We start from the raw sequence: 26362 nt of genomic DNA on the forward strand, positions 1-26362 counted from the left end.
AACTTTCTAATTTTCCTGACTATATATATTAAAGGATGAATAAATTTTGATTCTTTTTTTACATATTTATAATAAAAGAATTTATATTCAGAGACCGTAAAATAAACTGTGTAAACCCACCTTCTATTCCTAAATCACTTAGTATATTTTGACACAATTTCGCTAAAAAAGATACTAAGTTGAGGATAAATCTCATACCAATTTCTAATGCTGTTAGCTTTCCATTTTTCTTGTTGCTCTTGAGTAGCAAGATATAGCATCTTAAAAGCAGATTCTATAGTAGGAAATGAGCCTTTAGATTTTGTCTTTCTTTTTATAGTTGCGTTTAGTGATTCTATAGGGTTAGTTGTATAAATTAATTTTCTAACTGAATTTGGATATTTGAAAAAAGTAGAAAGTTCATTCCAATTATTTGTCCAAGAGAGGGTGATATTTGGATATTTTTTACCCCAGATATCATTAAACTCAGTAAGAGCTAATTGAGCATCTTCTTCATTGAGCGCTGAGTATACAGATTTTAAATCTTTAGCAACTGCTTTTCTATCTTTCCAAGAAACAAACTTCAAAGAGCTTCTTATCTGATGAACGATACATCTTTGTATCTCTGCTTTAGGATAAACGGCTTGGATGGCTTCTTTGAAGCCGTTTAAACCGTCTATTGCGAAGATTAGAACATCTTGTATTCCACGCTTTTGGATATCATTTAAAACCGTAAGCCAATATTTAGAAGTTTCATTCTCACCGATCCAAATACCAATAATCTCTTTTTTGCCTTCAAGCGTTATTCCTAGCATTATATAAGCTGCTATATTTTTAACAACTCTATCAACTCTTATCTTTAGCACTGTAGCATCCATAAAGATAATGGGATAAATAGGTTCTAGTGGACGAGACTGCCACTCATTTGCTTTTTCAATAACCTTTTCAGTAATGTTTGAGATCGTCTGAGCAGAGAGTTCATAGCCGTATAAATCATCAAGATGATGCTGTATATCTCTTACACTCATACCTTTGGTATAGAGTGAAAGAATAAGGTCTTCACTGCCATCTAAAAGTACTTCTCTCTTTTTTACCAGTTGTGGCTCAAATGTAGATTCTCTATCTCTGGGGATAGAAACATCAAATTGACCATACTTTGAGTTTATTTTTTTATCATTGTAGCCGTTACGGTAGTTTGGAGTATCTGAGGGTTGATGCTTTTCATAACCTAGATGTGAAGTTAGTTCTTCTGAAGAAGCTGTCTGAATAACTTCTCTAAGTATATTCTTAAACTCGTTGGTTATATCATCTAAAGATGTAAATGTACCATCTTTAATTTGTTTTTTTAGCTCTTCGTGGTTTATTAAACTCATATGTAAATCCTTATAAATAATTCACTTGATGACTATATCAAATAAATTTAATTTTTAAGGTTTACACAGTTAGATTTACACTCTCTATATTCATTTTTAACTAAATAGAGTTCAAAATTACTTAAGTCAAGACCTAATAATTTATTATAAATTTCACTACTCTTTTTTGAATCAACAGCACCTAAAATTCTTACTGCTGGTATCAGTGCTTGCATTCGTTGTTTTTTAAGTGCTTTAAGTAATTTAATATCTTGAATTTTATTTATAATATTGCTATACGTCATTGCTGTCTCAGCAAATGTCTCGGCAGACTCAATATTCATTATATTTTTTGATACGGATTCTTTGTTGGTAGCAATTCTCATAATATACAACACATTTTCTATGTGCATAACTTTTGTAGCATCAATCATTAATCTAGGGTATGATTCAGTATCAGCAAATCGTAAGTCTTCTCTAAATTTAAAGTTGATTTTATTAAGATATGCCAAGTTGTAAAATTTACACCAGGGTGCAGGATGATATCCACCTAGCAAGTATTCTCGTCCTGTTATAATTTTATTTAATGGTTGATTTAAGTTAATCACGTCTTTTTCAGTTGAAAAATTAAATGATAATATTTCTAAATCATACTTTTGTGCTGTATTATATAATATTTCAAAAGCATTGTCACAAGCTAAAGAGTCATCATGTTCTAAATAAGCCAAATATTTTCCAGATGCATGGCTAATTCCTGTATTGCCAGCATTGCCAATACCACCATTTTTTTGATTTACTACTAACATATTATTATGTTTTAAGGCATAGTTCTCCAAAATATTTTTTGTATTATCACTACTTCCATCATTTACGCAGATTAATTCAAAATCTTGAAATGTTTGCTTGTAGATTTTATCCAAAAGATGCACAATAAACTTTTCAGCATTGTATACTGGAATAATCACACTTATTTTAGCCATTATATTTCTCTAGGTACCACTCAATTGTTTTGACAATACCGCTGTCAAAATCTTCATCAGCTTTCCATCCGAGTTCATTTTCAAGTTTTGTAGCGTCTATTGCATATCTTCTATCATGTCCAGCTCTATCTTCTACGAATGTGATAAGTTCTTTATAGCTTTTTTCTGACGGAGCTTTTTCATCAAGAATAGTACAAATAGAGTCAACTATCTGAAGATTAGTTCTCTCATTTCTTCCGCCAATATTATAAATATTAGCTTCTTTACCAGAGTGATATACTAAGTCTATACCTTTACAGTGGTCAAGTACATATAGCCAATCTCTGATGTTCTTGCCATCACCATATATAGGTATGTATTCACCAGCTAATGCTTTTCTAATTATGGTAGGTATTAGTTTCTCATCATGTTGTTTTGGTCCATAGTTGTTTGAGCAATTAGTTGTTACAGTATTTAATCCATAAGTCTCTTGGTAACTTCTTACAATCATGTCAGAACTTGCTTTAGAAGCTGAGTAGGGAGAGTTTGGAGCATAAGGAGTTATTTCACTAAATAGTCCAGTTTCAGCTAAGGTTCCATATACCTCGTCGGTACTTATATGATGAAATCTACATCCATTATAGTTTTTTTTATATTCAAATGGCTTATTCATCCACTTTTTATAAGCAACATCTATAAGTGTGAAGGTGCCATTTACATTTGTCTCTATAAATATACCCGGATTTTTTATAGAGTTATCTACATGAGATTCTGCTGCAAAATGAATGACACCTTGAATGTCATATTCATTGAATATAAACTCTACTAATTCTCGATTACAGATATCACCTTTTATAAACTTGTATCTTGAATTATTATCACACTCTTTTAAGTTATCTAAATTACCGGCGTAAGTGAGTAGGTCAAGATTTATTAGATTATACTCTTCATATTTATCTAAAAAGTATGGTAAAAAGTTACTTCCTATAAATCCAGCACAACCTGTAACTAATATATTTTTCACTATAAACCTCTTTGTTTAAAGAACTCTTCAAATATTTTAAATACATATTGATATATTTCTTCGTTTAACCCAGGCCATACACCAATCATGAATGTATTATTTGTTATTATTGAAGCATTTTCTAAAGAATATTTTATGTCAAAATCAAATTTTTTGTATGCAGGATGATCTAGTAGGTTTCCTGCAAAGAAATTTCTTGTCTGTATTTTATTTTCTTCTAAAAACTCAACAATATCAGCTCTGTTAAATGGTGCACTGTCTTTAATAGTTATTGGATAAGAAAACCATGAGGCATCTGTTCCCTCTGGAGCAGTTGGCAGTATAAAGTACTTTTCATAACTTTTCATAAAAGCGTTTAGACACACATAGTTATCTTTTCGTCTTTGAGTTAAATCATCGAGCTTTTTAAGTTGAGCTAAACCCATAGAAGCTTGTAGTTCCAATGGCTTTACATTGTAACCGATTCTATCGTAAACATATCTATGATCTGTAATTACACCATTACCTAACCAATCTGCAAATCTTCTGTTGCAAGCTCCCGTTGAAGATAGTACATCTTTACCAGAACAAAAACAGGCTCTTCCCCAGTCTCTATATGAGCGTGCTATATTTGCCGCGTTTCTTTGAGAAAATGCAACCATACCACCTTCACCGGTTGTAATATGATGTGCTGCGTAAAAAGATAATGTTGCAGCATCTGAATATTTTCCAACCAAGTCACCATTATTGTAAGTAGAGTCTAGAGCATCACAGCAGTCTTCTACTAAGAAGCCGCCCTTTTGCTTAATAAGTTCATAATATTTTTTTGTATTTGCTATAGGAATACCTAGTGGATGAGCATACATTATACCTATAACATCATCATCTTTTAAAGCATCCAGCACTTGTTCCTCTACCATGTTATAAGTTCCTAGCTCAACATCAACAAAAATTGGTTCAAAACCAAGTTGAATAATAGGGTTCACAGTAGTTGGGAAAGAAGCAGCCGGTGTAATAATTTTATATGTCTTATCTTCTTTACAATATAGCTCTTTCATAGTTTCTAGTGCAATTAGGTTTGCAGAAGAACCAGAATTTACATATACACCGTGAAGTTTAGATAGTCTTAGTGCAACTTCAGTTTCAAACTTAGTAGCCTGTGCTCCTAATCCAAACCAACCATCCAACACTGTGCTAATAATTGCAACATACTCATCTTTGTCTATAGTTGGACCGGTATATTGTACAATTGATTCACCTGGGATAAATTCTTTTGTCTGCGCATCAGCAAATTGTGCTACTAAATCTAAAATTTCATTTTTCATTTTTCATTTTCCTTGTATAAATTATATGTCTCTTTTAAACTTTCTTCTATTGAATATTGTGGTAACCATTGTAATAAATTCTTAGCTTTGGAATTATCAACGAATGCTTCAAATATTTGATTTGATGGATACTCTTTTTCCAAAGTAATTAACTTTTCACCTTTTAAATTATTAATTATGTTTACAATTTCTTTGATGCTAGTTTTTTTACCGGTACCAATTAAAATATCTTCATATACATTTCTATATGTGTTTTCACAAAAAATTATAGCTTTAATATAGGCACTAACAACATCTTTAACATAAATAAAATCCCACTCTTGCTCACCCTTTTCAAGGATAACTTTTTCGTTGTTTAGTACAGATTTCATCAAGTATGGAATCAATTTATGGTTGTCATTGTATCCAAAAGGAGCTGATAATTTCAATGTTAAAATATTTAAATTTGAGTTTAATGCATAATATTGTAATATACTCTCAAAAGCTAATTTGGTAGATGCATATAAATTAAAAGGTTCTTTTTTAGTCTTTTCGCTTATAGGGTTTGAATGAAAATTATATTCAAAAAACGTTCCAGTATTTATAAAAAAATTAACATTATATTTAATACTTAGTTCTAAAAGTTTTGTAGGAAAAGTTACATTAGATTCAACTAAATCATCTATATCTTCAAGTAGATGAGATTTGACATAATAAGTAGATAGATGAACTATACCATTGATATCATTTTCTTGAAATACAGTTTCTATCCTTACTTTATCAACATCATATGAGGTAACTTTATCTAATAGTTTGTCAATTCTAAAAGTATTGGATGTTTCTCTTTTTAAAAGTATGACATTGTAGTTATTTTGTATAAGTGCTTCTGTTAAGTAGCTGCCAATAAAACCAGTTGAACCTGATATTAGTATATTTTGCATGATTAACCTTTTTTAAAATAAAATAGCATCTTTTAAAGATGGTAATATTTTATCTTTATCTGATATGCAAAGTTTATTGGTTTCTATCGGTAATTTTATATCTAAATTCGCTTCAAAAACATTAATGCCAGTATAATTATCTGCCGAGTAATAATCATCTAATTTATAACTCATTACTGCTATATCACTCAGAGCTAAAAAACCATGGGCAAATCCTTTTGGAATAAAAACTTGCGTGTTGTTTTCATCACTAAGTTCTATTGTAATATGCTCGCCAAATGTTTTAGAGTCTTTTCTAATATCAACAATAATATCTAAAACTTTTCCATAACTCACGCTTACGAGTTTTGATTGAGCTTTTGGATTAGTTTGATAATGTAGACCTCTAAGCGTATTTTTTTTTGATCTTGATTCAAATTCCAGTACAAACTGAGTATCACAAACATTTTTACAAAAATCAGCATACTGAAAACTTTCAAAGAAGTAACCTCTTTCGTCACCGTATACTTCTGGTTGAATTAAAATTACATCATCAAACTTAGTTTTACTATATGTCATTACTACTACCTAATATTCCTTCATTTGATCTGCGAATCAAATATTGACCATATTGGTTTTTCTTGAGAGGTTCAGCAAGTTTTAAAAGCGCTTCTCTATTTATATATCCCATCTCATAAGCTATTTCTTCTATACAGGCAACTTTCAGTGATTGTCTATTCTCTATTGTTTGTATAAATTGAGAAGCGTCTAGTAAGCTTTCGTGTGTGCCTGTATCAAGCCATGCATAACCTCTTCCCATTAGCTCAACTTTGAGTCTATCTTCATCTAAGTAAAGCTGGTTTAGAGTGGTTATTTCTAGTTCTCCTCTATCACTTGGTTTAACACCTTTTGCTTTTTTTATTACATCATTTGGGTAAAAGTAGAGTCCTATAACTGCATAATTTGATTTTGGTTTTTCTGGTTTTTCTTCTAGTGATATTACATTGCTATTTTTATCAAATTCTGCAACACCATAACGTTCAGGGTCTTTAACGTAGTATCCAAATACAGTTGCTTTATTTTCATCAGTTACGTTTTTTACTGATTGTGCAAGTAGCTTGGTTAATCCATGCCCATGAAAAATATTATCACCCAATACCAAACAAACATCTTCATCACCGATGAAATTTTCACCTAAAATAAATGCTTGTGCTAGTCCATCAGGAGATGGTTGAATAATGTATTCAAAGTGCATACCAATATCACTGCCATCACCTAAGAGCTCCTCAAATCTAGGTAAATCATGAGGAGTTGAGATTATAAGAACTTCTTTAATACCCGCGAGCATTAATACAGATAGTGGATAGTAAATCATTGGCTTGTCATATATTGGAACTAGTTGTTTAGATACACCTTTTGTAATTGGATAAAGTCTTGTACCGCTTCCTCCAGCTAAAATAATACCTTTCATTTACTGTTTCCTCCTATAGTGAATATTTAAAAGAGATAATATCTAAAAAGTGCTTTTAAAAACCTAGGATCATAAAAAGAGTATGGTAAAGATTTGAGCATATACTCTTTTGCTTCTGCTTTATAATTCGCTTTTTCTTTAGCTAAGTTATAAAAGGACCTTAGATAAAATCTTTTTATAGCTGATTTAAATGCTGGCTCTTTATCCCATGAAAGCAAAACACTTTCTGTAAATTTAATAGTCTGAACAATGTCACTACTAACATTGTTTGGATGAGTTCTGTAGTAAACTAATTCTTCGTTTAAAAATAAAATTTTATTTTTGTGAGATAGTTTTAGCCATAAAGAATAATCATCATACTCATAGTTTAAATCATATCCACCTACACTTTTAAACTTATCAGTTCTCATCATTACAGTCGGTGCTGTAACAAAGTTTCTCTTTAGCAGTTCATTGAAAATATATCCAGATTTTGAATGTTTATATTTGTAGTGTTTGATTATATTTGATTCTAAATCAATGCCCGTCATTTTACCATAACACATGGCATAGTCTTTATTATTCTCTAAAGCTTTAACTTGCTTTTGAATTCTATCTTTTGTAAATATATCATCTGAATAAAGAACTGTTAGATATTTTCCATTTATTAGAGGCTCCATATCTTTAAGCGTGTGTACTAAGCCTTTATTCGCTCTATTTATATACTTAAAATTAACAAATCTTTTAGTACACTTATCATACATATCTAGTATCTTATTATCTGTATTATCTGTTGAACCATCATTTGTTATAAAAAGTTCAATATTTTTGTACGATTGTTTTATCAGACTGTTAATGGCTTCTTGAATGAAATCTTCATGATTATATGCAGGCATTAATATTGTTATTAATGGTTCAGTTTTCATCGTTTTCCTTTTCTAGTATTGCATATAAAGTAAGTAGGGCAAGTAGTAATGCGAACATATTACCATTAGTTTTATTTGATAAATAATCACCTATTGTCATTACCCATACGTAGGATATTATAATAACATTTTTGAAAATAAATAAATAACTATTTTGTATTTTGTATTTGTAGTAATAAATCCCAAATAGTACAATTGTAAAATAGCCGAGTATACCATATGATACTAAGAAAAATATATGTTCATTATGAAAGCTAAATAAGTGAGGAATTAATGTTTTAAACTCTATATTGCCTTTTCTTACATGTTCAACATGATTAAAAGAATTATTTCCAATACCTAATATTGGATTTTTCACAATTAGTTCTGAGCCAAGTTTTATCATCCCAACTCTATAGCCAGAAGAAGAATTGTATTGTTTATGATATATGGCTTTTTCTATATTGTTGTAAGCTTTAAAAAATTCTTTAGATATATGTTTTCCATGTGAAGTTCTACTTAACATAGTGATAAGAATAGTACTTATTATAAAATATAAAACTATTGTTCTCCATTTTAACATATAAAATAAAACGATAACAATTGATATTAATAATGCAATATCCATGGATCTACTATGTGTATTAGGGTCTATAAAAATAGATAAGGCGAATATAATAAATAATATGAAATAAACTATCGTTTTATAATAATGCTTATTATTCATGTTTTTTATACTATGTATAAAAAAATATATTGCCGACAATACTATAATTATATTAGCTATTAAGTCCATCATAAGTATCTCGCTACCATTACTACCGTAGTGTGAAGAATAAAGAATTGTAATATGAAAAAAGTTTAAATAATATATCATCACATAAGCGATCGGGCTTATAGCAAATAATAAAAATAATACTTCAATTTGTTTTTTTGTTAGTGCTGATAAGTATATGCCTATTATTATTAATGGAAAATATTTGAAAGATTGAATAGTTAAACTGAAATTATTTTCTTCAGAATAAAAGTAACTTAAAAGAACGATAGTAAAAAATAAAAATAAAAACTGTATATGCTTAATAGTAAAAAGTTTTTTTAAGTCTCTTTTGTAAGTTAATAAGCCTAGAATAAAAATTGTAATGCTGAATCCACCTATTACTGAATTGTGAATATGGTATGGTAATGTTAGGATAAATAGCCCAATTATACAAAAATTAATAATTTCAAGATAGTTTTTGTCTGTTTTCAAATTATATATTGATTTATGTACAATATAATCTTTCATTTTGTTTTATTTCCTATTTTAAAAGAGTAGTTTTCAATAATTTTTAATTGTGACTTGTTCGCAGATTCATAAATCATTAATTTATATGCCCTCATTGCTTATTTAAGTATATCTAAATAAGAATTTATTTCTTTTTTTTCACTAAAAAGTTCTGAAGTTAATTCATGATTTTTACTTAATTTTTTTTGATGTTTTAGAGTTTGTACTATTTCTAAAATAGTTGTTTTAAGTTTTTCAATATCTTTGTTTTTACTCATAGTGAAATGGAGACCTAATCTATTAAACTCTATAAATGACGTATTTTCATATGTTATACATACTAAATCATTTGAGATAGCTTCAATAAAAGCATTTCCAAAGCCTTCACCGTAGCTAGGAAATAAAAAAATATCTGACTCTATAAGATAACTTTGTATATCTTTTGTAAAACCTATTAAATGTATTTTATTTTTATAGTTACAATTTTTGTAAAAGCTAAGAAACTCATCTTTATAAGCTTTGTCAAAATCTCCTACTATGTTAAAATTGAAGTCAATATTGTTTTGAATTAAAATTTCACAAGCCTTAATAGCATCAAGTTGACCTTTGCCACTGGCAATTCTTCCTATATGTAAAAGAGTTAACTTTTTTTTATACTCATGTTTAACTTTTGTAAATTTAAATGAAGGAAATATAAGTTTGTCTTTCGTATATTTACCAAAAGGGATAATATCCCTTACATTTAGTAAAAGATGATTTGAAATACTTACATGATAATTAACACTACTATAAATAAGTTTATGAAACCAATCTTTTTTTGGTGTAGATTTTGTTGTTCCATGTCTTACTATCATATTTATATCTAATCCTAATAAAGAAAAATATATTGATTTTAATTCGCTAGAACCAAAAAAAATAACATTTTTAATATTATTTTCTTTAATGATTTTTCTTACAGTAGACATAATAGAAATACTTATAGAAGATTTAAATTTTATAGTTTTAAGTTCTATATCATTAAAGCCTAAATAATCATTTTTTGAATTAGCAATAGGATAATCTTCTTTTGCAACTATAGTTACCTTCATAAAAGGACTAAGTTTTTTTGCTAGTTTTATAGAGTCTATTTCCATTCCACCAAAGTATGGTGATAAACAAATAACAGCGGTTGGTTTCTTACTTATTTCCAATTATTAGCTCTTAATTCTTCAATATAATCTTTAATAGTTCGAGTTGGTTTCCAGCCTAAAGCTTCGGTTTTAGCTGATATTACATCGGCTGTCATTCTATTACCTTTTCTCTCTGGTAACATTTGAATCTCACCCTTATACATTTGGGCTATTTCTTTAATGCTATAAGCTTCCGGACTTCCTATTCCAAATTCATCTCCATAGCCATTTTCACCAACTAAGACTAAACCATCGATAATATCATCGATATGGGTGAAATTTCTTTTTTGAGTACCAGGACTTACTATTGTAAGTGCTTCTGCATTTTTCATTTTTTCTTTAAAGAGTGCTATTAAAGTTGCATATTTTCCGGTTTGAATCTCTCTAGGCCCATATACATTGTAAAAATATGTAATCGCATAAGGAACATTAAACCAAGTTCCATAATTTTGTACAAGTTCAGTGTTTGTTGCTTTTGTCCAAGCATAAGGACTAGCACTTCTACCTAGTCCACCATCTCCGAACTTTGTACTGCTTCCGGCGTAGAGTATTTTGCACCCATGCTTTCTTACAAATTCTAATACTGCAAAGATGCCATCTTTGTTAAATTTCCAGACTTTTTCTATGTCATCAAAACTTTGCTCAACTCTTGAATACTCTCCAAGATGATAAACCATATCCGGTGCAAAATCGATTAGTTTATCAATATCTGCGGTTAAACCCTCTATATAAGTTACATTTGCAACATGATTATTTTTACTACCAGTAAAATAGTTGTCTAGTGAATATACATCATTATTTTCGTTACTTGCGAGTCTTTGGCATAAGTGACTTCCAACAAATCCTGCTCCACCAGTTACTAAAATCTTTTTTTTCATTAAATTTACCTATTTTTATTATTGTTTGGATTTTACAATAAATTTGCTGATTTTATGCTGTTGTAGACTTGCTCTGTAGTTATACTCTTCATACAGATATTATCTTTACAATTTTTCATTACTTCTGTTTTATAACATGGAGAGCAGGGTAAGTTGGCACTTATAATATGAACTTTGTTTGTTGGACTCTGGTATGGTCCTGTTACTTCTGCCGGAGTTGGACCAATAAGTGCAAAAACTTCTGTATTTACTGCTGAAGCCATATGTGCTGTTCCTGTGTCTGTTGCAATTAGCCCGACTGCATTGTCGATTACGCCCACTAAATCAACTAAAGATGTCTTAGCTACTAAATCAACCACATTTTTAGGATATGGTTTAAGAAGGTTGAAAAACTCATTTTCTCCTTTGTTTCCAACTATTACAACTTCTATTTCTTGGCTTAGTTTTTGTATTAGTTCTATCCAGCTACTGTTTTGCCAAGCACGGTAATTTAGAATATTTCTTTTTTGATGTGAGTTGCTTGGACTTATAATAATATAATTATTACTCAAATTAAACTTTTCTTTTAATTCATCTTGTGAAGTTCCAATAAGCTTGGGAAAGCTTTTATTGAATATTTCTTCACTAACAATATTTTTAAATGATAATTTTGTTATGTCTACCATGTGTTCTATATCTTGTGGGATAGAAGTGTCAGTAAAGAAATAGCCTGTTTTTTTGACGGCATTGATGCTCTCAACTAAGCTTTTAAACTGTTTTCCACTCTCAAAATTAATTAGTAAATCATAGGTTTTTTCTTGTGAAGCTTTTATGATATCTTTTTTTTGACTGCTCAGCCAGATAGGCATTTTTTTATGTTTTAGGGGATAAACTCTGTTTACCCTAGAGTCTTTATTAAAAAGGGTTCCAGTTCCTGGAGTAGATACAAAATCAATAATCGTATCGTCTCCAAATTGAAGCTTCATTGCATCTATAACACTGGTAGCGTAGACTAAGTCACCCAGTGCTCCACAGCGAATAACTAATACAGACTTTACTGACATTGAGGTATTACCTTGGATTTATTTATTTTTGCAATTATATCAAGTTTACTTTATAATGAGCATAGTTAGTGTAAAATAGCGCCATAATTTAATGGAGATATGTTTGAAAAAAGTTTTAAAAAGATTTTTCCCCTATATAAAAGAGTACAAATTACAATATTTTTTAGTTTTAATCGGGATAATCTTAACTGTTAGTGCTACGGCTGCTACTGCCCATATTATGAAGCCGCTTATGGATGATATGTTCATAAACAGAAAAGAGGAGATGCTTTATCTTATTCCTTTTGGTTTAATTGCTATCTATTTTACAAAAGCTATAGGCAGATATATACAGTCAGTATATATGAGCTATATTGGACTTCATATTGTTACTCGTTTTAGAGAGATGCTACTTGAAAAAATGATAGGTCTTGATATGGGATTTTTATATATTAACAGAAGTGGTGAACTTATATCTCGTGTTACAAATGATATTGGTAGAATTCAGTACTTTGTATCGAATATGCTTCCAGAACTTTTTCGTGAATCTTTAACTGTTGTTGCTCTTATTGGATATGTGATATATCTAAATCCAATGCTAACTTTATACTCTTTAGTTGTTGTTCCCTTGGTAATTTATCCGCTTATTTTAATAGCTAAAAAACTAAAAAAATATTCTCATCGTTCACAGGCTAAAAATGCAGATGTACTAACAAGACTAACTGAGGTTTTTAATAATAGCGAAATTATAAAAGCCAATTCAACGGAAAAATTTGAAGTAGAGCGTTTTGGTGTGCAAAACTGGCAGTTTTTTAAGATAAATATGAAGTCGGTTTATGTTGGAGAGATAGTCTCTCCAATGATGGAAATTCTTGGTGCTACCGGACTTGCTGCAGTTATCTACATAGGTGGTAGAGAGGTTTATAATGAGAATATGACAGTTGGAGAATTTACTGCATTTTTAACTGCAGTTGGGCTTGTCTTTCAGCCCATACGACGTCTTGGTTCAATATACTCAAAAATCCAAGATGCCATAGCTGCAAGTGAAAGGGTTTTTGAAATCATAGATACAAAAAATAAAATTGAAGATGGTACAAAACTTTTAGAAGATGATATAAAAAAAGTAGAGTTTAGAAGTGTTAAGCTGAAATATGAAGATAAGTACGCATTAAATGATGTAAGTATAAATATAAAACAGGGTGAAAATATTGCCCTTGTAGGAGATAGTGGAGGCGGGAAAAGTACATTTATCAATATGCTTCTTCGCTTTTATGACCCAGACGGCGGAGAGGTTTTAGTAAATGGAACTAATATAAAAGAGTTCACTCAAGATTCTTTAAAGCACCACATATCTCTTGTATCTCAAAGAATATATATTTTCCAAGATACTCTTGGGGCAAATGTGGCTTATGGTCAAGAAATAGATGAAGAAAAAGTTTACGAAGCGCTAAAACTTGCAGATGCTTCAGAGTTTGTATCTTCATTAAAAGATGGTATACATACTCAGATGGAGGAGTTTGGAGCAAATCTTTCAGGTGGACAGCGCCAAAGAGTTGCAATAGCAAGAGCAATTTACAAACACTCTTCGCTCCTGCTTTTTGATGAGGCTACTTCTGCACTTGACAACGAGAGTGAAAAGAGAATTCAAGAGGCCTTGGATAAATACACAAAAGATAAGATTACCATCACGATAGCCCATAGATTAAGTACAATTGAGCATGCTGATAAGATTTTAGTAATTCAACATGGTAAGATTGTAGCATCTGGAAATCACGGTGAACTTTTAGCTACTTCTGAAGTTTATCAAAGATTAGCCGGAGAGTTTGATAAATAATAAGGGCATCTGTAAAAATCCTTATTTTCTCAGCGATATAGCAGATAAGCTAATCCAAGGCGAAACTACGCAGGAGCTACTAGTAGCTTCAAGTGGTTTCAACGAAGTAGTAGCTTATCTGCTATATCGCCCGTAGGGAGTAAAAAAGAGGAACAATCTTGCACATGATTTTTCATCGTCGTAGCTAAGGCTATGACTCAAAAAAAGTTATGCACAATCTTATCCCTCTTTTTTACTCTGAGATTTTAAGGGTTTTTACAGAAGCCCTTAATAGGTTTATTAGTATTTTTTAGAGATAATCGCGGTAATTAAACTATAAATGGATTTTATATGCTGGATTTCTCAAAATTTTTAAAGTACTCAAAACCAGGTCCTCGTTACACAAGTTACCCAACTGCACTAGAGTTTAGTGACGCTTATGGATATGACGAATATATTGCCAAGTTAGAAGCACAAGACTCTTCTCGTCCAATCAGTCTCTATTTTCACCTGCCTTTTTGTAGAAATGCATGTTATTTTTGCGGTTGTAATGTTGTGTTTACTTCTAAAGAAGACAAAATGCTTCGTTATATGGATTATTTAAAAAGAGAGTTGGTGATACTTTCAAAACATGTTGATTGTAATCGCGAAGTTCTTCAGATGCACTTTGGTGGCGGAACGCCTACATTTTTTACAGCAGCGCAACTTAAAGAGATTATTGTAGAGATTAAATCATACTTTCCAAACTTTAGAGCAGATGCTGAGATAAGTTGTGAGATTGATCCTCGTCATATAGATGAAGATCAGATGCGTATTATGAGTGAAGAGGGTTTTAATCGCGTAAGCTTTGGTATTCAAGACTTCAACGAAAAAGTACAAATCGCTGTACACCGTGTACAGCCCTACAACATTACAAAAGATGCGATGGATTTAGCTAGAAAATACAATATGATCTCTGTAAATGTAGATTTGATTTACGGACTTCCTTTTCAGACTCTAGAAACATTTAAAGAGACGCTCGCTCTTGCTCTTACTCTTAATCCAGATAGATTTGCGGTATTTAACTATGCTCACGTTCCTTGGCTTAAAAAGACAATGAGAAAGATAGATGAGACAACCCTTCCACTTCCAGATGAAAAACTTCATATTATGCAATACACAATAGATTTTTTAACTTCTCATGGATATAGAATGATTGGTATGGATCACTTTGCAAAACCTGAAGACGAGCTGTTTAAAGCTATAGATAAGGGTGAACTACACAGAAATTTCCAAGGTTACACTACAAAAGGTGGAGCTGACTTAATAGGAGTAGGGCTTACTTCTATAGGTGAGGGGATTGACTCGTACAATCAAAACTTTAAAGTTATGGGTGAGTATGAAGAAGCAATAGACGCAGGTAAACTTCCATTTGAGCGTGGTATAGTTTTAAATGAAGATGACCAAATCAGACAATATGTAATTATGGAGCTTATGAGTAACTTTAAACTTGATATTAGAAGATTCGAGAAGCTATTTAACATAGAGTTTAAAACATACTTTGCAGATGCAATTGAAGCACTTAAACCTTTTGCAGAAGATGAACTTTTAACAATGGATGAAGACTTTATAGAGTGTAGTGAGACAGGAACTCTTCTTATTCGTAATATTGCGATGCCTTTTGACGCGTATATGAAAAAGCATGCTGCTAACTCTAAAACATTTTCAAAAACGGTGTAAAAATGAGCAAAACGCCTCAAGATATTTTTGATTATGCTAACATCACTGATGAGTGTATCAAGTGTGGAAAGTGTATTCCTGTTTGTACTATTCATAATGTAAATGCAGATGAGGTTACTTCTCCTCGTGGTTTTTTAGATCTCTTAGGTGCATACCAAAGAGGAAAATTAGACTTAGATAAAAATGTAAAAGATATCTTTGAGAGCTGTTTTTTATGTACAAACTGTGTGGATGTTTGTCCTAAATCAATTCCTACAGATATGGTAATAGAGCAAGTTCGCTCTGACATTGCAAAGAAATTTGGAATCGCTTGGTATAAAAAAGCCTTCTTTTTACTTCTTCGTCATCGTTGGATGAATGATTTGGCTTTTAAACTAGGTTGGGTATTTCAGACTTGTGGATTTAAAATTAAAGCTGACATAGATTCAATGAACTCTAGGTTTTCTATTCCTATGTTAAAAGCCGACAGATTGCTTCCAAGTCTCAAAAAAACATCATTTTTAAATTCATATCCTGAAAATATTTCTAACGGTGGAAAAAGAAAAGTAGCTATTTTCATCGGTTGTCTTGGTAACTATAACTATAAAGGTACTGGAGATGGACTTTTAGAGATATTAGCTCATTTGGAGATAGATGCCTTTCTCGCAAAAGATCAAAAGTGTTGTTCTGCTCCTGCCTATTTTACAGGTGAGTTTGATACAGTTGATTATAATGCAAAATTTAATATTGAATATTTTGAGAGTTTTTCAAAGGATGTTGAGGCTATTATCGTTCCTGAGGCTACATGTTCTGCAATGCTTAAAATTGATTATGAACACTACTTTCACGACCAGCCTGAGTGGAAAGCAAGAGCTGCTGCCATTAAAGAGAAAATTTTTATGGCGACGGAGTGGCTTCAGCATCATACGCATCTTGAACAACTTCTAAAAACTAAGAAAAAAGATACAAAAATTGTAACATACCACGATCCATGTCATGCTAAAAAGATGCAGGGCATCCATGCTGAACCTAGAAATTTAATAAGCCAAAACTACAACATCGTAGAGATGAGTGATCCAAATGCTTGTTGTGGATTTGGCGGTGTAACAATGCAGAGTGAAAAATATCATTTTGCAAAAGCAGCTGGTATCCCTAAAGCACACATGATTAAAAATACTCACGCTGATGTAGTAAGTGCTGAGTGTAGTGCATGTAGAATGCAGATAAATGCATCTATGAGTTACGCTGATGTTGAGACTGTATTTAAAAATCCTATTGAGCTTATAGCTGAAGCATTGAGAAAATAAATGACATCTTGGAATCATATATATGACACCTTTGATCCGGTAGCTTTTCATATAATCTCTTTTCCTGTTCACTGGTATGGAATTATGTATGTATTGGCTCTTGTTAGTGCCTTTTACATCGGTAAATATTTTATAAAAAGAGACAAGTTAGACTTTAAAGGAAAAGAGATTGATAACTACTTTATCTATGTAGAGATAGGGGTTATCCTTGGTGCAAGATTAGGATATATTTTATTCTACGATACCCAGACTCTTTACTATCTATCTCATCCTTGGCAGATATTTAATCCATTTCAAAATGGCGAATTTGTTGGTATTCGTGGTATGAGTTACCATGGTGCGATTTTTGGATTTCTTATAAGTACATATTTATATTCAAAAAAGCACAAAGTTGCCTTTGGAAAGATTATGGATTTAGTTGCTCTTAGTGTCCCTCTTGCTTTTGTATTTGGTCGCATAGGTAACTTTTTAAATCAAGAACTTATAGGTCGTGAGACAGATGTTAGTTGGGGTATTTTAGTCGAGGGAGTTCTTCGTCATCCTTCTCAACTTTATGAAGCAATTTTAGAAGGCTTTGGTGTATTTATAGTGGTTTATGCTTATAGAAAATATCAAAGATTCAGCGGTGAACTTATTTTAGTTTATGCTATCAGTTATGGTATTTTTAGAGCTATTGCAGAGATTTATCGCGCTCCGGATGTCCAGATTGGTTATGTCTGTTGTAATATGATAACTCAAGGTCAAGTTATGAGTTTGGCTATGAGTATAGTCGGAGTTGTTGCATGGGTTTACTATGAAAGATTGTCAAAAACGAAAGGTCTTAAGAAAAACTCTTAAGACTTTCTATCATTACGGTGAAGTTTTTTATCTCTATCTACTGAGCCTTTCCAAAAATAATTTACTAACCAGTATCCACTCAACGATCCAACTACAGAGTAAAAAAGAGCTCCTGTATAGAGGTCTATAAAAATATTATCAATATTTTTGCTAAACCACTCCAGAGTCATCTCCACATTTAGAGGTTCACTCCCTAAAAAGTAAGCACCAGTCATATATTCCATATAATACATCGGGGGCATTGTAAAAGGATTACTAAACCAACACATTGCAAGAGCAATTGGTACGTTGAATTTAAAAAATGGCAACATAGCAAGGACTAACAGCATTTGCATTGGCATCGGTATAAAAGCGATAAACAAGCCTATAAGAATTGCTTTTGAAACCATTTTTCTATTTGTTGAGAGATACTCTGGTGGAACTTTATATTTTTTTATAAATTCTTTTAGTTTTTCACTTTTACTTATTTTCTTCAGATTTTTTCTGATCATCTATATCACTTATAATTTTAATTGTAACGATTATATCTTTATACAACTTACATTTTTAATAATCTTCAAAAGATTACTCTATAGTTTCGCTAGGTTCTCCAAAGTAATAACCTTGAGCATAGTCTACATCAAGCTCAAGAATCTTATCAAAAATATTTTTAGAGTAAACAAACTCTGCTACTGTCTGAATATTCATTTTTTTAGCAAAGTCAACTATTGTTTGAGTAATAAGTTGAGAATTTTTATTTGTATCTATATTTTTAATCATTGAACCATCTATCTTGATGTAGTCAACTTTTAACTTCATAAGGTATTCAAAGTTTGAGTAACCTGTTCCAAAGTCATCAATAGATACTTTTGCTCCATATTTTTTAACTTCATTAATAAATTTTATGATTTCATCAAAGTTTTCTATTCCTTCTGATTCTATGATTTCAAAAACAACTCTTGCACTCATTTGAGAGGTGCGTAGTTTTTCTAGTATGAAGTTATAGATATCTTTATTTAAGATATCTTCAACAGAGATATTAATTGATACAAGGTATGAAACATTTTTAAATTTCTCAAATGTTTTATTTATCATTATTTTTGTAAGTTGGTGGTAGAGTTTATTTTTTTTAGCAAGTTCTAAAAAGTGAACAGGAGCTATGTAAATATTGTTCTCATCAACTATTCTCATAAGAGCTTCATACTTAACTATCTTTTGTGTTTTAACATCTATAATTGGCTGGAATAGAGGTACTATTCTATCTTCATCTATCGCCTTTTTTAGACGTTTTGTCCAGCTAAAATTCTTTTCATATTCTTTAGTCATCGCCATAGATTCATCATAAAGCAGATAATTTTTTCTAGTTTTCTTAGCAACAACAAGAGCCGTATCTGCATTTATTAGTAACATGTTAGTTCCATATGATATACCGATAGTCGCGCTTAGATTTACTTCACTTTTTGAATCTATTTTAAAACTCTCTTGAGAAATACCTTCACTTATTAAAGAAGCAAACATTAAAAACTCTTTTAAATTTATCTCTTTTTGACAAAGATAAGCAAATTCATCTGAATGAAGTCTGTATATTGATCCATCAATAGATATATTTTTTTGTAAAAATGTAGCAAATTCTTTTAGTAGTTTGTCTCCAGCTTCATCACCGTATAAATCATTTATTTCTTGAAAAGAGTCAATATTAATAATCATTAAAAATGAGTTTTTTTTCAGTTCGAGCATCTCCGTAAGTTTTCTTCTGTTTTGAAGACCTGTTAAGTTGTCGTAGTAAAATTGGTGTTCTATAGAATCAAGCATATTATTGAAAACATCTTTTATGGCATCTATTTCTTCTATGTTGTCATTGAATTCTACACGTTTTGTTATGTCGTGAGAGTTTGTAATATTTTTAATTACATTTGAGAAATTTTTAATTGGTTTTATTAAGTATTTATCAAGTTCTATGAAAATTACTAACGAGAATACAGCGATAAATATAATAAAAAAGTTTATCATTTCATTTAGAGATACTTTTAGCTCTTTTACGGGAAATGAAATATATATAACACCTAATGTATCACCGACTTTTGCATTAGTGTGACATTTTAAACAAGCATCTTTAGCTACTACAGGGTAATAGTAGTTTATGAAATCTAAATTAGAAATATTCAGAGACTCTTTACCTTTCATAGCTTCTTTAATTGTCAAAATTGATTCTCTAGCTATTTTATCTTTTTCAATGTCCCCATATAAATTAGCAACAATGCTGCTTCTATAGACACTTACTTTCATAGCCTCATCTACTGTGTTCAATCTATTGATAATCTCATTTAGGTCTTCTTTGCTCCAACCTCGCTGCATAGCAGTATAGAGTGTCTCAAATATAAGCATACTCGTCTTTTTAGCATCTATATGTGCTAAAGTAGATATTGCATTGTTTTTTATATATTCGCTGTAAATGTATGCACAAAGAAGTGTAAAGAAGAGAGTAGTAAATATTATTTTGGCTGTTATCTTTGTGTAAGTAGTTTTTTGAGTCATTAACTAAAAGCCTCTTAATATGTTATTATAGTTACCAAGAGAATAATACTATAATATTATAATATTATAATATTAGCAATTCCCCTTATTTTTTTAATAATATGCTAAAATTCGATTTATATTTTAAAAGGAAAGTTTATAATGTCATTTGAAAAACTAGGGCTTATCAAGCCATTGCTTGGAGCTATTAAAGAGTTAGGCTATGAACATCCAACCCTTATACAAAAAAGAGCTATTCCTTTAGTCTTGGCAAAGAGCGATGTATTTGCTACTGCTCAGACAGGAACAGGTAAAACAGCAGCTTTTGCTCTTCCAATTTTACAAAAACTTAGAAACACTACTGCTGATGAAAACAGAGCTATTAGAGCTGTGATTCTTTCACCGACTCGTGAGCTTTCTATACAGATACATGAAGATATTAAAAACTATTCAAAACATATGAGTATTACAAGTGCTATTTTGGTGGGAGGAAAAGATATCGAGGCTCAACAGCGTATGCTTAAGACTGGTATCGATATTGTTATTGGAACTCCAGGGCGATTTATGGAGCTTATGGACAAGGGTCTAGATATTAAAAATATTGAGTTTTTTGTAGTTGATGAAGCAGATAGAATGCTTGATATGGGCTTTTCAAAAGAGATAAGACGAATTCATTTACAACTACCACGTAGACACCAGACTCTACTTTTTTCCGCAACATACAGCGATAAGGTTAGAAAACTCTCAAAACAAATTCTTACTAAACCTGCTTTTATTGAGACTGCTAAGAAAAACACTACAGTAGATACTATTAACCAAGTAGCATATATGGTAGATACAGAGAGAAAAGCTGAGCTTTTAGCTTACTTGATTGGTTCAAGAAACTTTCCTCAGGTTTTAGTATTTACTAAAACAAAAGTCAGTGCCGATGCATTATTTATAGAGCTTCAAAAAGATGGTCTTAAGTGTGGAATCATCCATGGAGATAAAAAACAGGCTAACAGACTTAAAACTCTTGCTCAGTTTAAAGAGGGTAAAATAAAAGTTCTTGTAGCAACTGATATAGCATCTCGTGGTTTAGACATAGAAGAGCTTCCATATGTTATCAACTACGAACTTCCATCAATTCCTGAAGATTATGTTCATAGAGTTGGAAGAACTGGTCGTGCTGGTAGAGATGGCGAAGCTATCTCTCTTTTAGATATATATGACAAGTATGATATTAAAGATATTGAGAGACTTATCGGTCAAAAGATTCCACAAGAAGTTGTAGAAGGTTTTGAACCAGATCCAACTATTAGAAGAAAAGACCAAGATGAGTTAAAACTAAAGAGTGAGCATAAAAAAGTTGAGAAAAAAAGACCTGCTAAAAAAGCTTTTGTAAAGCCAGTTTCAAGGAAAAAGAGAAAAACTACAAAGAGAGATCCTAAATAATTAGGATTCTCTACTCTTCATCAAACAGACGATGATAAAGCAGACCGTAAGCGATGTAAGTTGTCGGTATACTCCAGATAAGTCCGATGCCAAAAGGTAAGGCGCTTATTATAATGATTATTCCACTAAGAAGAGATAAACCAAAGAACTTAAACCATTGCTGGGTTACAGTTTTACGTGATAGTTCCATAGCCTCCCAAACACCAAGTCCTTTATCAACTATGAGTGTATATACAAATGCATATGATATAGCTAAGTATATACCTGGAATAACTAGAAGAATAAATCCTATACTAAGAAGAATAGACATAGCTATGTAAGCAAGCATTACTGGTATAATCATCCCAAAGTAATCAAAGATAGATGCAACTTTTAACTCTTCTTCTCTGGCATGTTTTACTCCAAGAATCATAATCCCGATTAGGATAGGAAGAGTGAAGAGCATCTCTACGATTGAAGAAGCATAAATACTTACAAAGGATTGAGTGTTGGGAAAGATAAACTCTGTAAGTGATTTAACAAATAGAGCGATTAGAGCATATATTATTATTGAACCTACAAAAGTAAGTTTAACTCCATCTGTGCGACGAAAGCCCTCTTTTAAAACACCGATTATGGAGAAATCGTAAGTCATATCAAGCCTTTTTTGATATTATACCAATTATGTTTAAAGATTATGAATTAGAAATTTTATATAGAGATGATTATCTAGTGTGCATTAATAAACCGAGTGGACTTCTTGTTCACAAGTCTATGATAGATAGGCATGAGATATATTTTGCTATGAAGATGCTACGTGATCAGATAGGGCAGTGGGTATACCCTATTCACAGGCTAGATAAACCTACATCGGGTGTGCTTTTGTTTGCTTTGGATAAACACACCGCTAAACTCATGTCAGAACAGTTTAAAGAGCACACTACTAAAAAAACATATATCTGTGTAGTACGTGGATATACAGAAGCTCACGGGCTGATAGACCACGCTTTAAAAGAGAAGCTTGATAAGATAGCAGACAAGGATGTAAGTAAAGAAAAAGAGGCTCAAGAGGCTGTAACAGAGTATGAGAGACTTGCATCTGTAGAACTTGATTTTGCAGTTGGACGGTACGATAAAACTCGTTACTCGCTTGTAAAAGTAAAACCTCAAACAGGACGTAAGCATCAGATACGAAGACATATGAAACATATCTCGCATCACATCTTAGGTGATACAAAATATGGACGTGGAGAACACAATATATTTGTGAGGGAGAAGTTTAATTGTCATAGACTACTTCTTCACGCACTATCTTTGGAGTTTAAACATCCATATACTCACGAAACTCTGCTTATAGATGCCGAGTTAGACGAGACTTTTAGTTTTATTCTTGGTTCATTTTTCCCACAGCACACGACACAAAGCTCTTTGCTTTAAGTCCTGTAGAAGTAAAAGCTCCAAGCTCTTCATCATCCATTGGATAACCTAGTCCTCTCATTTTTTTACGGAATAGTTTTTCATGTTCTTCATCTTTTATCTCAAGAGTAACAACTCTCGGGCTTTGTTCCAAGTCGACTTCAACTTCACCGAAATCTTTTAGTAGAGCTTGTGTAACTGTATTTGCACAACCACCACATTTTATGTTTAGTGCTTTAAAACTCTTTTTCATCTTTTATCCTTTTTAAATTCTTTGGATGCTTTACTTTCCCATTATATATTACACTACACCCTTGTGGCATAATAATATTTGATGTATAGTTTATAAGAGAAAATCCTCCAGAAACTATATCAGATGTTATTGAAATATTTTTGTCAGTTCCTAAAATCTGTTGCGCTCCAAAAGAAGCTACATCATCAATTGTTTGAGTTGAAAAGTCGATAAGCTTTCTTCCTGTATCTAAAATAGAACCTGGCACTCTTTGCATTATGTTAACAATAGTTGAAGTAGTTTGTGCTGTTTTAGGCTCTTTAATATTTCCACTTAAGGCTTGTGTGATTATGGCACAACCATTTTTATCTACGATGCTAATAGCAAGAGAGTTTATATCACCATTTTCTTGCAAGTTGCCTAAAGCTACTATGAGAAACTTCTCTGTTCTTAGTGCCACATCATCTATATTCACTTTGTTATCTTTTAATGAGACATCAAACTGAAGATGTTGTATATCTGTTTGGCTATTATTTGTGTCAGAGAAGTTAGAAAGAAGAGACTTTGACATATTTATAACATTAAGTCCCATAAGGTCATTAAGAGTAGATATCTTTTCATCTATATTTACACCATTTAAGAGAGCTGAGGTAAGTGTTATATCTGTTTTAGCTGTTTTTGTTTGGATATTGTATGTGGCATTTCCATTTAAATAACCACGTTCTAATAAGTCATCTTTATCAATTAAGTAAGCTACTTTCTTAGCATTTACCTCTTTTATATTTATATTTAAATTGTTCTTTTTTAACTCTGCTTTTAGCTCTCCACCTAAAGAGTTTGTTGTGATATTTAGAGCATCTGTATATTGTGCTTTTGCTTTTAATGGTCCACGAAAATTATTTGCCATTATAGCTCTATAGAGATATAGTTCGTTGATATCTACTAAAAAGTCACTCTTTACTTGCTCATTTTCATAAGATAAAGAGTTGACAACTATTTTATCTTGCTTATAAATTAAAGAGCCTTTTGATTTATAAGGAGGAGTCAGTTCTATCTTGGCTTTAAACTTTAAAGGTACATTCTCTTTATTGTAATGCATTACAATAGTGTCTTTTAGAGTAAGTTGTTTTGGCGTATATTGCCCATTTAGATTTACTGAGATATAACCATCTATATCTTCAGGCTTTATATCTTTACTAAGCTTTTCACTTCTTATCTTAAAGTCTATATTTTCAAGATTTCCTTCTGCCTCAACATCAACAAGTCCAAATAGTACTTTTGGTTTCTTAAGTGCACTGGCAAGTCTATCTAAGTCCATATTATGAGTGTAGAATGTGAAATGCTCAAACTCTAGTTTTAAAAGTGTTTGTGAACCAAAACTTGAACTATGAGCATTAAGCTTTAGATGTTTTTTGTAACTTGCTTTTCCACTGATTTTAAAAGACTCTTTTTGTAGTGCCGCAGAGGCTTTGAAGTTAGACTTTAGTAGTTTTGACTTCATAGTGTATGAGCCATCAGCTTGCGCACTTACATTGTGCTCTTTTATTGTGGCATCTGTACTTAGCTTAAAATTTATCTTGTCAAAATTGCCCTTTGCATCTAGATCAATTAAACCTCTAGCAATAGGTTCTAGAGATGCAAATTGTTGGATATCGTACAAGTCTAGTTTTTTCATACTAAGCACAAATTCTTTATCTTCTAGATGCAACTCTGTTTTACCTTTAAAGTTATTGCTTTTAGCATTTAGTTTTAGTTTGTCTTTGTAGTAGATATTACCTCTAAATGAGAAAAGTTTTTTCATATATGATGCACTAAGTTTGTAAGAGCTAGTTAGCTTCTTATCTTCGAACTTCAAGTTAGGAATATTTAGTTTTATCTTCTGCACTCTTTGTTTACTAGCTACAATCCAAGGAGAGTTAAACAAAAGGTTTGCATCTAGAGTTTTTGTATTTATCTTTCCTTTAAAGTTTAGATAACCACGTGCTAAGGGCTTTTGTCCTGTTGCTTTTAAGACCTTTGATAGATGCAAGGAGTTAGCATCATAGTAGAGCATATCTTTTTTGTAAGTTGCATTTAGATGACCGCCAAGTGATGATGTTTGCAGTGAAGTTTGAAAAGTCTTAGTGTCTATTTTTAACTCATCAATATCTAACTTCACATCTTTAAAGGCAATATTTGTAGATGTTGATATATTTCCATCTTTAAATACTCCATTTGCATCTAGGTTTGTTTTGTAAAAGTTTGGGGGCTTAAAAGAAGAGCTTATAGTAAAATTATCTTTTTCATATTTAAGATTTAGGTCAATATCTTTAATCTGCGTACCTGAAATATCTAAGGTTTTTGTATGTATGTCTATAGATGTATTGGCATCTGTATAAAAATTTAGATTAAAATCAAGCTCAGCCTTTGCTTTTACTTCTTTGTCATTTTGTTCTTGAAGCATTTTTAGGTTTAAAGAGGTGGCTTTTACTCCAACGTACCAATTATCTTTTAGCTCTTTAACCGTGACTTTCGCATTTGAACCATAAAGAGAAGCTTGACCTTCAACTAGAAGTTTCTCGTAGAAGTAAATATCTGCAGTAGCTTCACCATGACCTTTGAGTGGATGATAAGTTTTAAAAGCCTCTATATTACCGCTGTAATAAGCTCTAATTTTAAATGGGAAAATGCTTACGATAGTTGCACTTATAGTGTTGTTTGAGTCTGCAATGTAAGCTTCTGCTCTTAGTGGGATAATTCTTATTGACGTGACTTTTACTTTTTGCTCAAGTAGCGCAGATGCATAGTCTTGTATAAAATCTGATGTGAGAGGTTTAAAGAGAAAAACGAAAACAATAATAATCGCACCAAAAATATACTTTATCATTGTGCTTATTCCTCTTTTTACAAGCATCTTACTACATTGAAGCTTATCAATGTTTAATTCATACTCTTTATGTATAATCATG

At 31.4% G+C, this 26362-nt stretch carries 24 protein-coding genes; 7 read left to right on the forward strand and 17 right to left on the reverse strand.

Annotated elements, in window-relative coordinates:
- Positions 1-134: 134 nt before the first annotated feature.
- The 12 genes from ACLHDE_RS03150 to ACLHDE_RS03205 all read right to left on the reverse strand — a co-directional run bounded on the left by ACLHDE_RS03150 (position 135) and on the right by ACLHDE_RS03205 (position 12226).
- Positions 135-1352 carry an IS256 family transposase gene (locus tag ACLHDE_RS03150; RefSeq protein ID WP_415396123.1) on the reverse strand — a complete coding sequence of 406 codons (1218 nt, stop codon included), beginning with the start codon at positions 1350-1352 and terminating at the stop codon, positions 135-137.
- Positions 1353-1399: 47 nt separating this feature from the next.
- A complete protein-coding gene (locus ACLHDE_RS03155) occupies positions 1400-2311 on the reverse strand; it encodes a glycosyltransferase family 2 protein (RefSeq protein WP_415397729.1) in 912 nt (303 codons plus the stop codon).
- The gene (rfbB, locus tag ACLHDE_RS03160; protein WP_415397731.1) at positions 2304-3314 is read right to left on the reverse strand and encodes a dTDP-glucose 4,6-dehydratase; all 1011 of its coding nucleotides are present in this window, start codon (positions 3312-3314) and stop codon (positions 2304-2306) included. The genes ACLHDE_RS03155 and rfbB overlap by 8 nt, the downstream gene beginning before the upstream one ends.
- Positions 3314-4618 (reverse strand): lipopolysaccharide biosynthesis protein RfbH, encoded by a 1305-nt coding sequence (gene rfbH, locus ACLHDE_RS03165; protein WP_415397733.1) that lies wholly within the window; start codon positions 4616-4618, stop codon positions 3314-3316. Before rfbH ends, rfbB begins: the two co-directional genes overlap by 1 nt.
- Positions 4615-5538 carry an NAD-dependent epimerase/dehydratase family protein gene (locus ACLHDE_RS03170; protein ID WP_415397735.1) on the reverse strand — a complete coding sequence of 308 codons (924 nt, stop codon included), beginning with the start codon at positions 5536-5538 and terminating at the stop codon, positions 4615-4617. The genes rfbH and ACLHDE_RS03170 overlap by 4 nt, the downstream gene beginning before the upstream one ends.
- A 12-nt stretch (positions 5539-5550) precedes the next feature.
- On the reverse strand, positions 5551-6096 hold the full coding sequence (gene rfbC, locus ACLHDE_RS03175) for a dTDP-4-dehydrorhamnose 3,5-epimerase (RefSeq protein ID WP_415397736.1): 546 nt from the start codon (positions 6094-6096) through the stop codon (positions 5551-5553).
- A complete protein-coding gene (gene rfbA, locus ACLHDE_RS03180) occupies positions 6086-6988 on the reverse strand; it encodes a glucose-1-phosphate thymidylyltransferase RfbA (protein ID WP_415397737.1) in 903 nt (300 codons plus the stop codon). The genes rfbC and rfbA overlap by 11 nt, the downstream gene beginning before the upstream one ends.
- Before the next feature lie 26 nt (positions 6989-7014).
- On the reverse strand, positions 7015-7893 hold the full coding sequence (locus ACLHDE_RS03185) for a glycosyltransferase (protein WP_415397738.1): 879 nt from the start codon (positions 7891-7893) through the stop codon (positions 7015-7017).
- Entirely contained in the window at positions 7883-9157 is a 1275-nt protein-coding gene (locus tag ACLHDE_RS03190; RefSeq protein WP_415397739.1) for an O-antigen ligase family protein, read from the reverse strand. Before ACLHDE_RS03190 ends, ACLHDE_RS03185 begins: the two co-directional genes overlap by 11 nt.
- A 98-nt stretch (positions 9158-9255) precedes the next feature.
- Positions 9256-10326 (reverse strand): glycosyltransferase family 4 protein, encoded by a 1071-nt coding sequence (locus ACLHDE_RS03195; protein ID WP_415397740.1) that lies wholly within the window; start codon positions 10324-10326, stop codon positions 9256-9258.
- The gene (locus ACLHDE_RS03200; RefSeq protein WP_415397741.1) at positions 10317-11183 is read right to left on the reverse strand and encodes an NAD-dependent epimerase/dehydratase family protein; all 867 of its coding nucleotides are present in this window, start codon (positions 11181-11183) and stop codon (positions 10317-10319) included. Before ACLHDE_RS03200 ends, ACLHDE_RS03195 begins: the two co-directional genes overlap by 10 nt.
- Before the next feature lie 32 nt (positions 11184-11215).
- Entirely contained in the window at positions 11216-12226 is a 1011-nt protein-coding gene (locus ACLHDE_RS03205; protein ID WP_415397742.1) for a glycosyltransferase family 9 protein, read from the reverse strand.
- A 91-nt stretch (positions 12227-12317) separates the two neighbouring features.
- Between ACLHDE_RS03205 and ACLHDE_RS03210 the strand changes: the two genes are divergently transcribed.
- The 5 genes from ACLHDE_RS03210 (at position 12318) to lgt (ending at position 17860) form a co-directional block, all read left to right on the forward strand.
- Positions 12318-14039: an ABC transporter ATP-binding protein gene (locus ACLHDE_RS03210; protein WP_415397743.1), complete on the forward strand. Its 1722-nt coding sequence runs from the start codon at positions 12318-12320 to the stop codon at positions 14037-14039.
- A complete protein-coding gene (locus ACLHDE_RS03215) occupies positions 14029-14175 on the forward strand; it encodes a hypothetical protein (RefSeq protein WP_415397744.1) in 147 nt (48 codons plus the stop codon). The genes ACLHDE_RS03210 and ACLHDE_RS03215 overlap by 11 nt, the downstream gene beginning before the upstream one ends.
- Positions 14176-14369: 194 nt before the next feature.
- Positions 14370-15737, forward strand: a complete 1368-nt coding sequence (hemN, locus tag ACLHDE_RS03220; RefSeq protein WP_415397745.1) for an oxygen-independent coproporphyrinogen III oxidase — start codon at positions 14370-14372, stop codon at positions 15735-15737.
- 2 nt (positions 15738-15739) lie between these two features.
- On the forward strand, positions 15740-17023 hold the full coding sequence (locus tag ACLHDE_RS03225; protein WP_415397746.1) for a (Fe-S)-binding protein: 1284 nt from the start codon (positions 15740-15742) through the stop codon (positions 17021-17023).
- Positions 17024-17860 (forward strand): prolipoprotein diacylglyceryl transferase, encoded by an 837-nt coding sequence (gene lgt / locus ACLHDE_RS03230; RefSeq protein ID WP_415397747.1) that lies wholly within the window; start codon positions 17024-17026, stop codon positions 17858-17860.
- Here lgt and ACLHDE_RS03235 read toward each other — a convergent pair.
- Together ACLHDE_RS03235 and ACLHDE_RS03240 are read right to left on the reverse strand one after the other, a co-directional pair.
- Complete coding sequence (locus tag ACLHDE_RS03235) at positions 17857-18351, reverse strand: DUF2062 domain-containing protein (protein WP_415397748.1); 495 nt, start codon at positions 18349-18351, stop codon at positions 17857-17859. The genes lgt and ACLHDE_RS03235 overlap by 4 nt on opposite strands.
- Before the next feature lie 73 nt (positions 18352-18424).
- On the reverse strand, positions 18425-20374 hold the full coding sequence (locus ACLHDE_RS03240) for an EAL domain-containing protein (protein ID WP_415397749.1): 1950 nt from the start codon (positions 20372-20374) through the stop codon (positions 18425-18427).
- Between the two features lie 141 nt (positions 20375-20515).
- Here ACLHDE_RS03240 and ACLHDE_RS03245 point away from each other — a divergent pair, with 141 nt between their 5' ends.
- Positions 20516-21787 (forward strand): DEAD/DEAH box helicase, encoded by a 1272-nt coding sequence (locus ACLHDE_RS03245; RefSeq protein WP_415397751.1) that lies wholly within the window; start codon positions 20516-20518, stop codon positions 21785-21787.
- A 10-nt stretch (positions 21788-21797) separates the two neighbouring features.
- Here ACLHDE_RS03245 and ACLHDE_RS03250 read toward each other — a convergent pair whose 3' ends face one another.
- A complete protein-coding gene (locus ACLHDE_RS03250) occupies positions 21798-22421 on the reverse strand; it encodes a hypothetical protein (protein ID WP_415397753.1) in 624 nt (207 codons plus the stop codon).
- 29 nt (positions 22422-22450) lie between these two features.
- Between ACLHDE_RS03250 and truC the strand changes: the two genes are divergently transcribed.
- Positions 22451-23203: a tRNA pseudouridine(65) synthase TruC gene (truC, locus tag ACLHDE_RS03255; RefSeq protein ID WP_415397755.1), complete on the forward strand. Its 753-nt coding sequence runs from the start codon at positions 22451-22453 to the stop codon at positions 23201-23203.
- On the opposite strand, the gene ACLHDE_RS03260 is transcribed toward truC, so the two are convergent.
- Together ACLHDE_RS03260 and ACLHDE_RS03265 are read right to left on the reverse strand one after the other, a co-directional pair.
- Positions 23151-23435, reverse strand: a complete 285-nt coding sequence (locus ACLHDE_RS03260; RefSeq protein ID WP_415397757.1) for a heavy-metal-associated domain-containing protein — start codon at positions 23433-23435, stop codon at positions 23151-23153. The two genes, truC and ACLHDE_RS03260, sit on opposite strands and share 53 nt — an antisense overlap.
- Complete coding sequence (locus tag ACLHDE_RS03265; RefSeq protein WP_415397759.1) at positions 23419-26280, reverse strand: hypothetical protein; 2862 nt, start codon at positions 26278-26280, stop codon at positions 23419-23421. The genes ACLHDE_RS03260 and ACLHDE_RS03265 overlap by 17 nt, the downstream gene beginning before the upstream one ends.
- Positions 26281-26362: the final 82 nt, after the last annotated feature.

Source organism: Sulfurimonas iocasae, from assembly GCF_047716755.1.
In the GTDB taxonomy this organism is placed as follows: Bacteria; Campylobacterota; Campylobacteria; order Campylobacterales; family Sulfurimonadaceae; genus Sulfurimonas.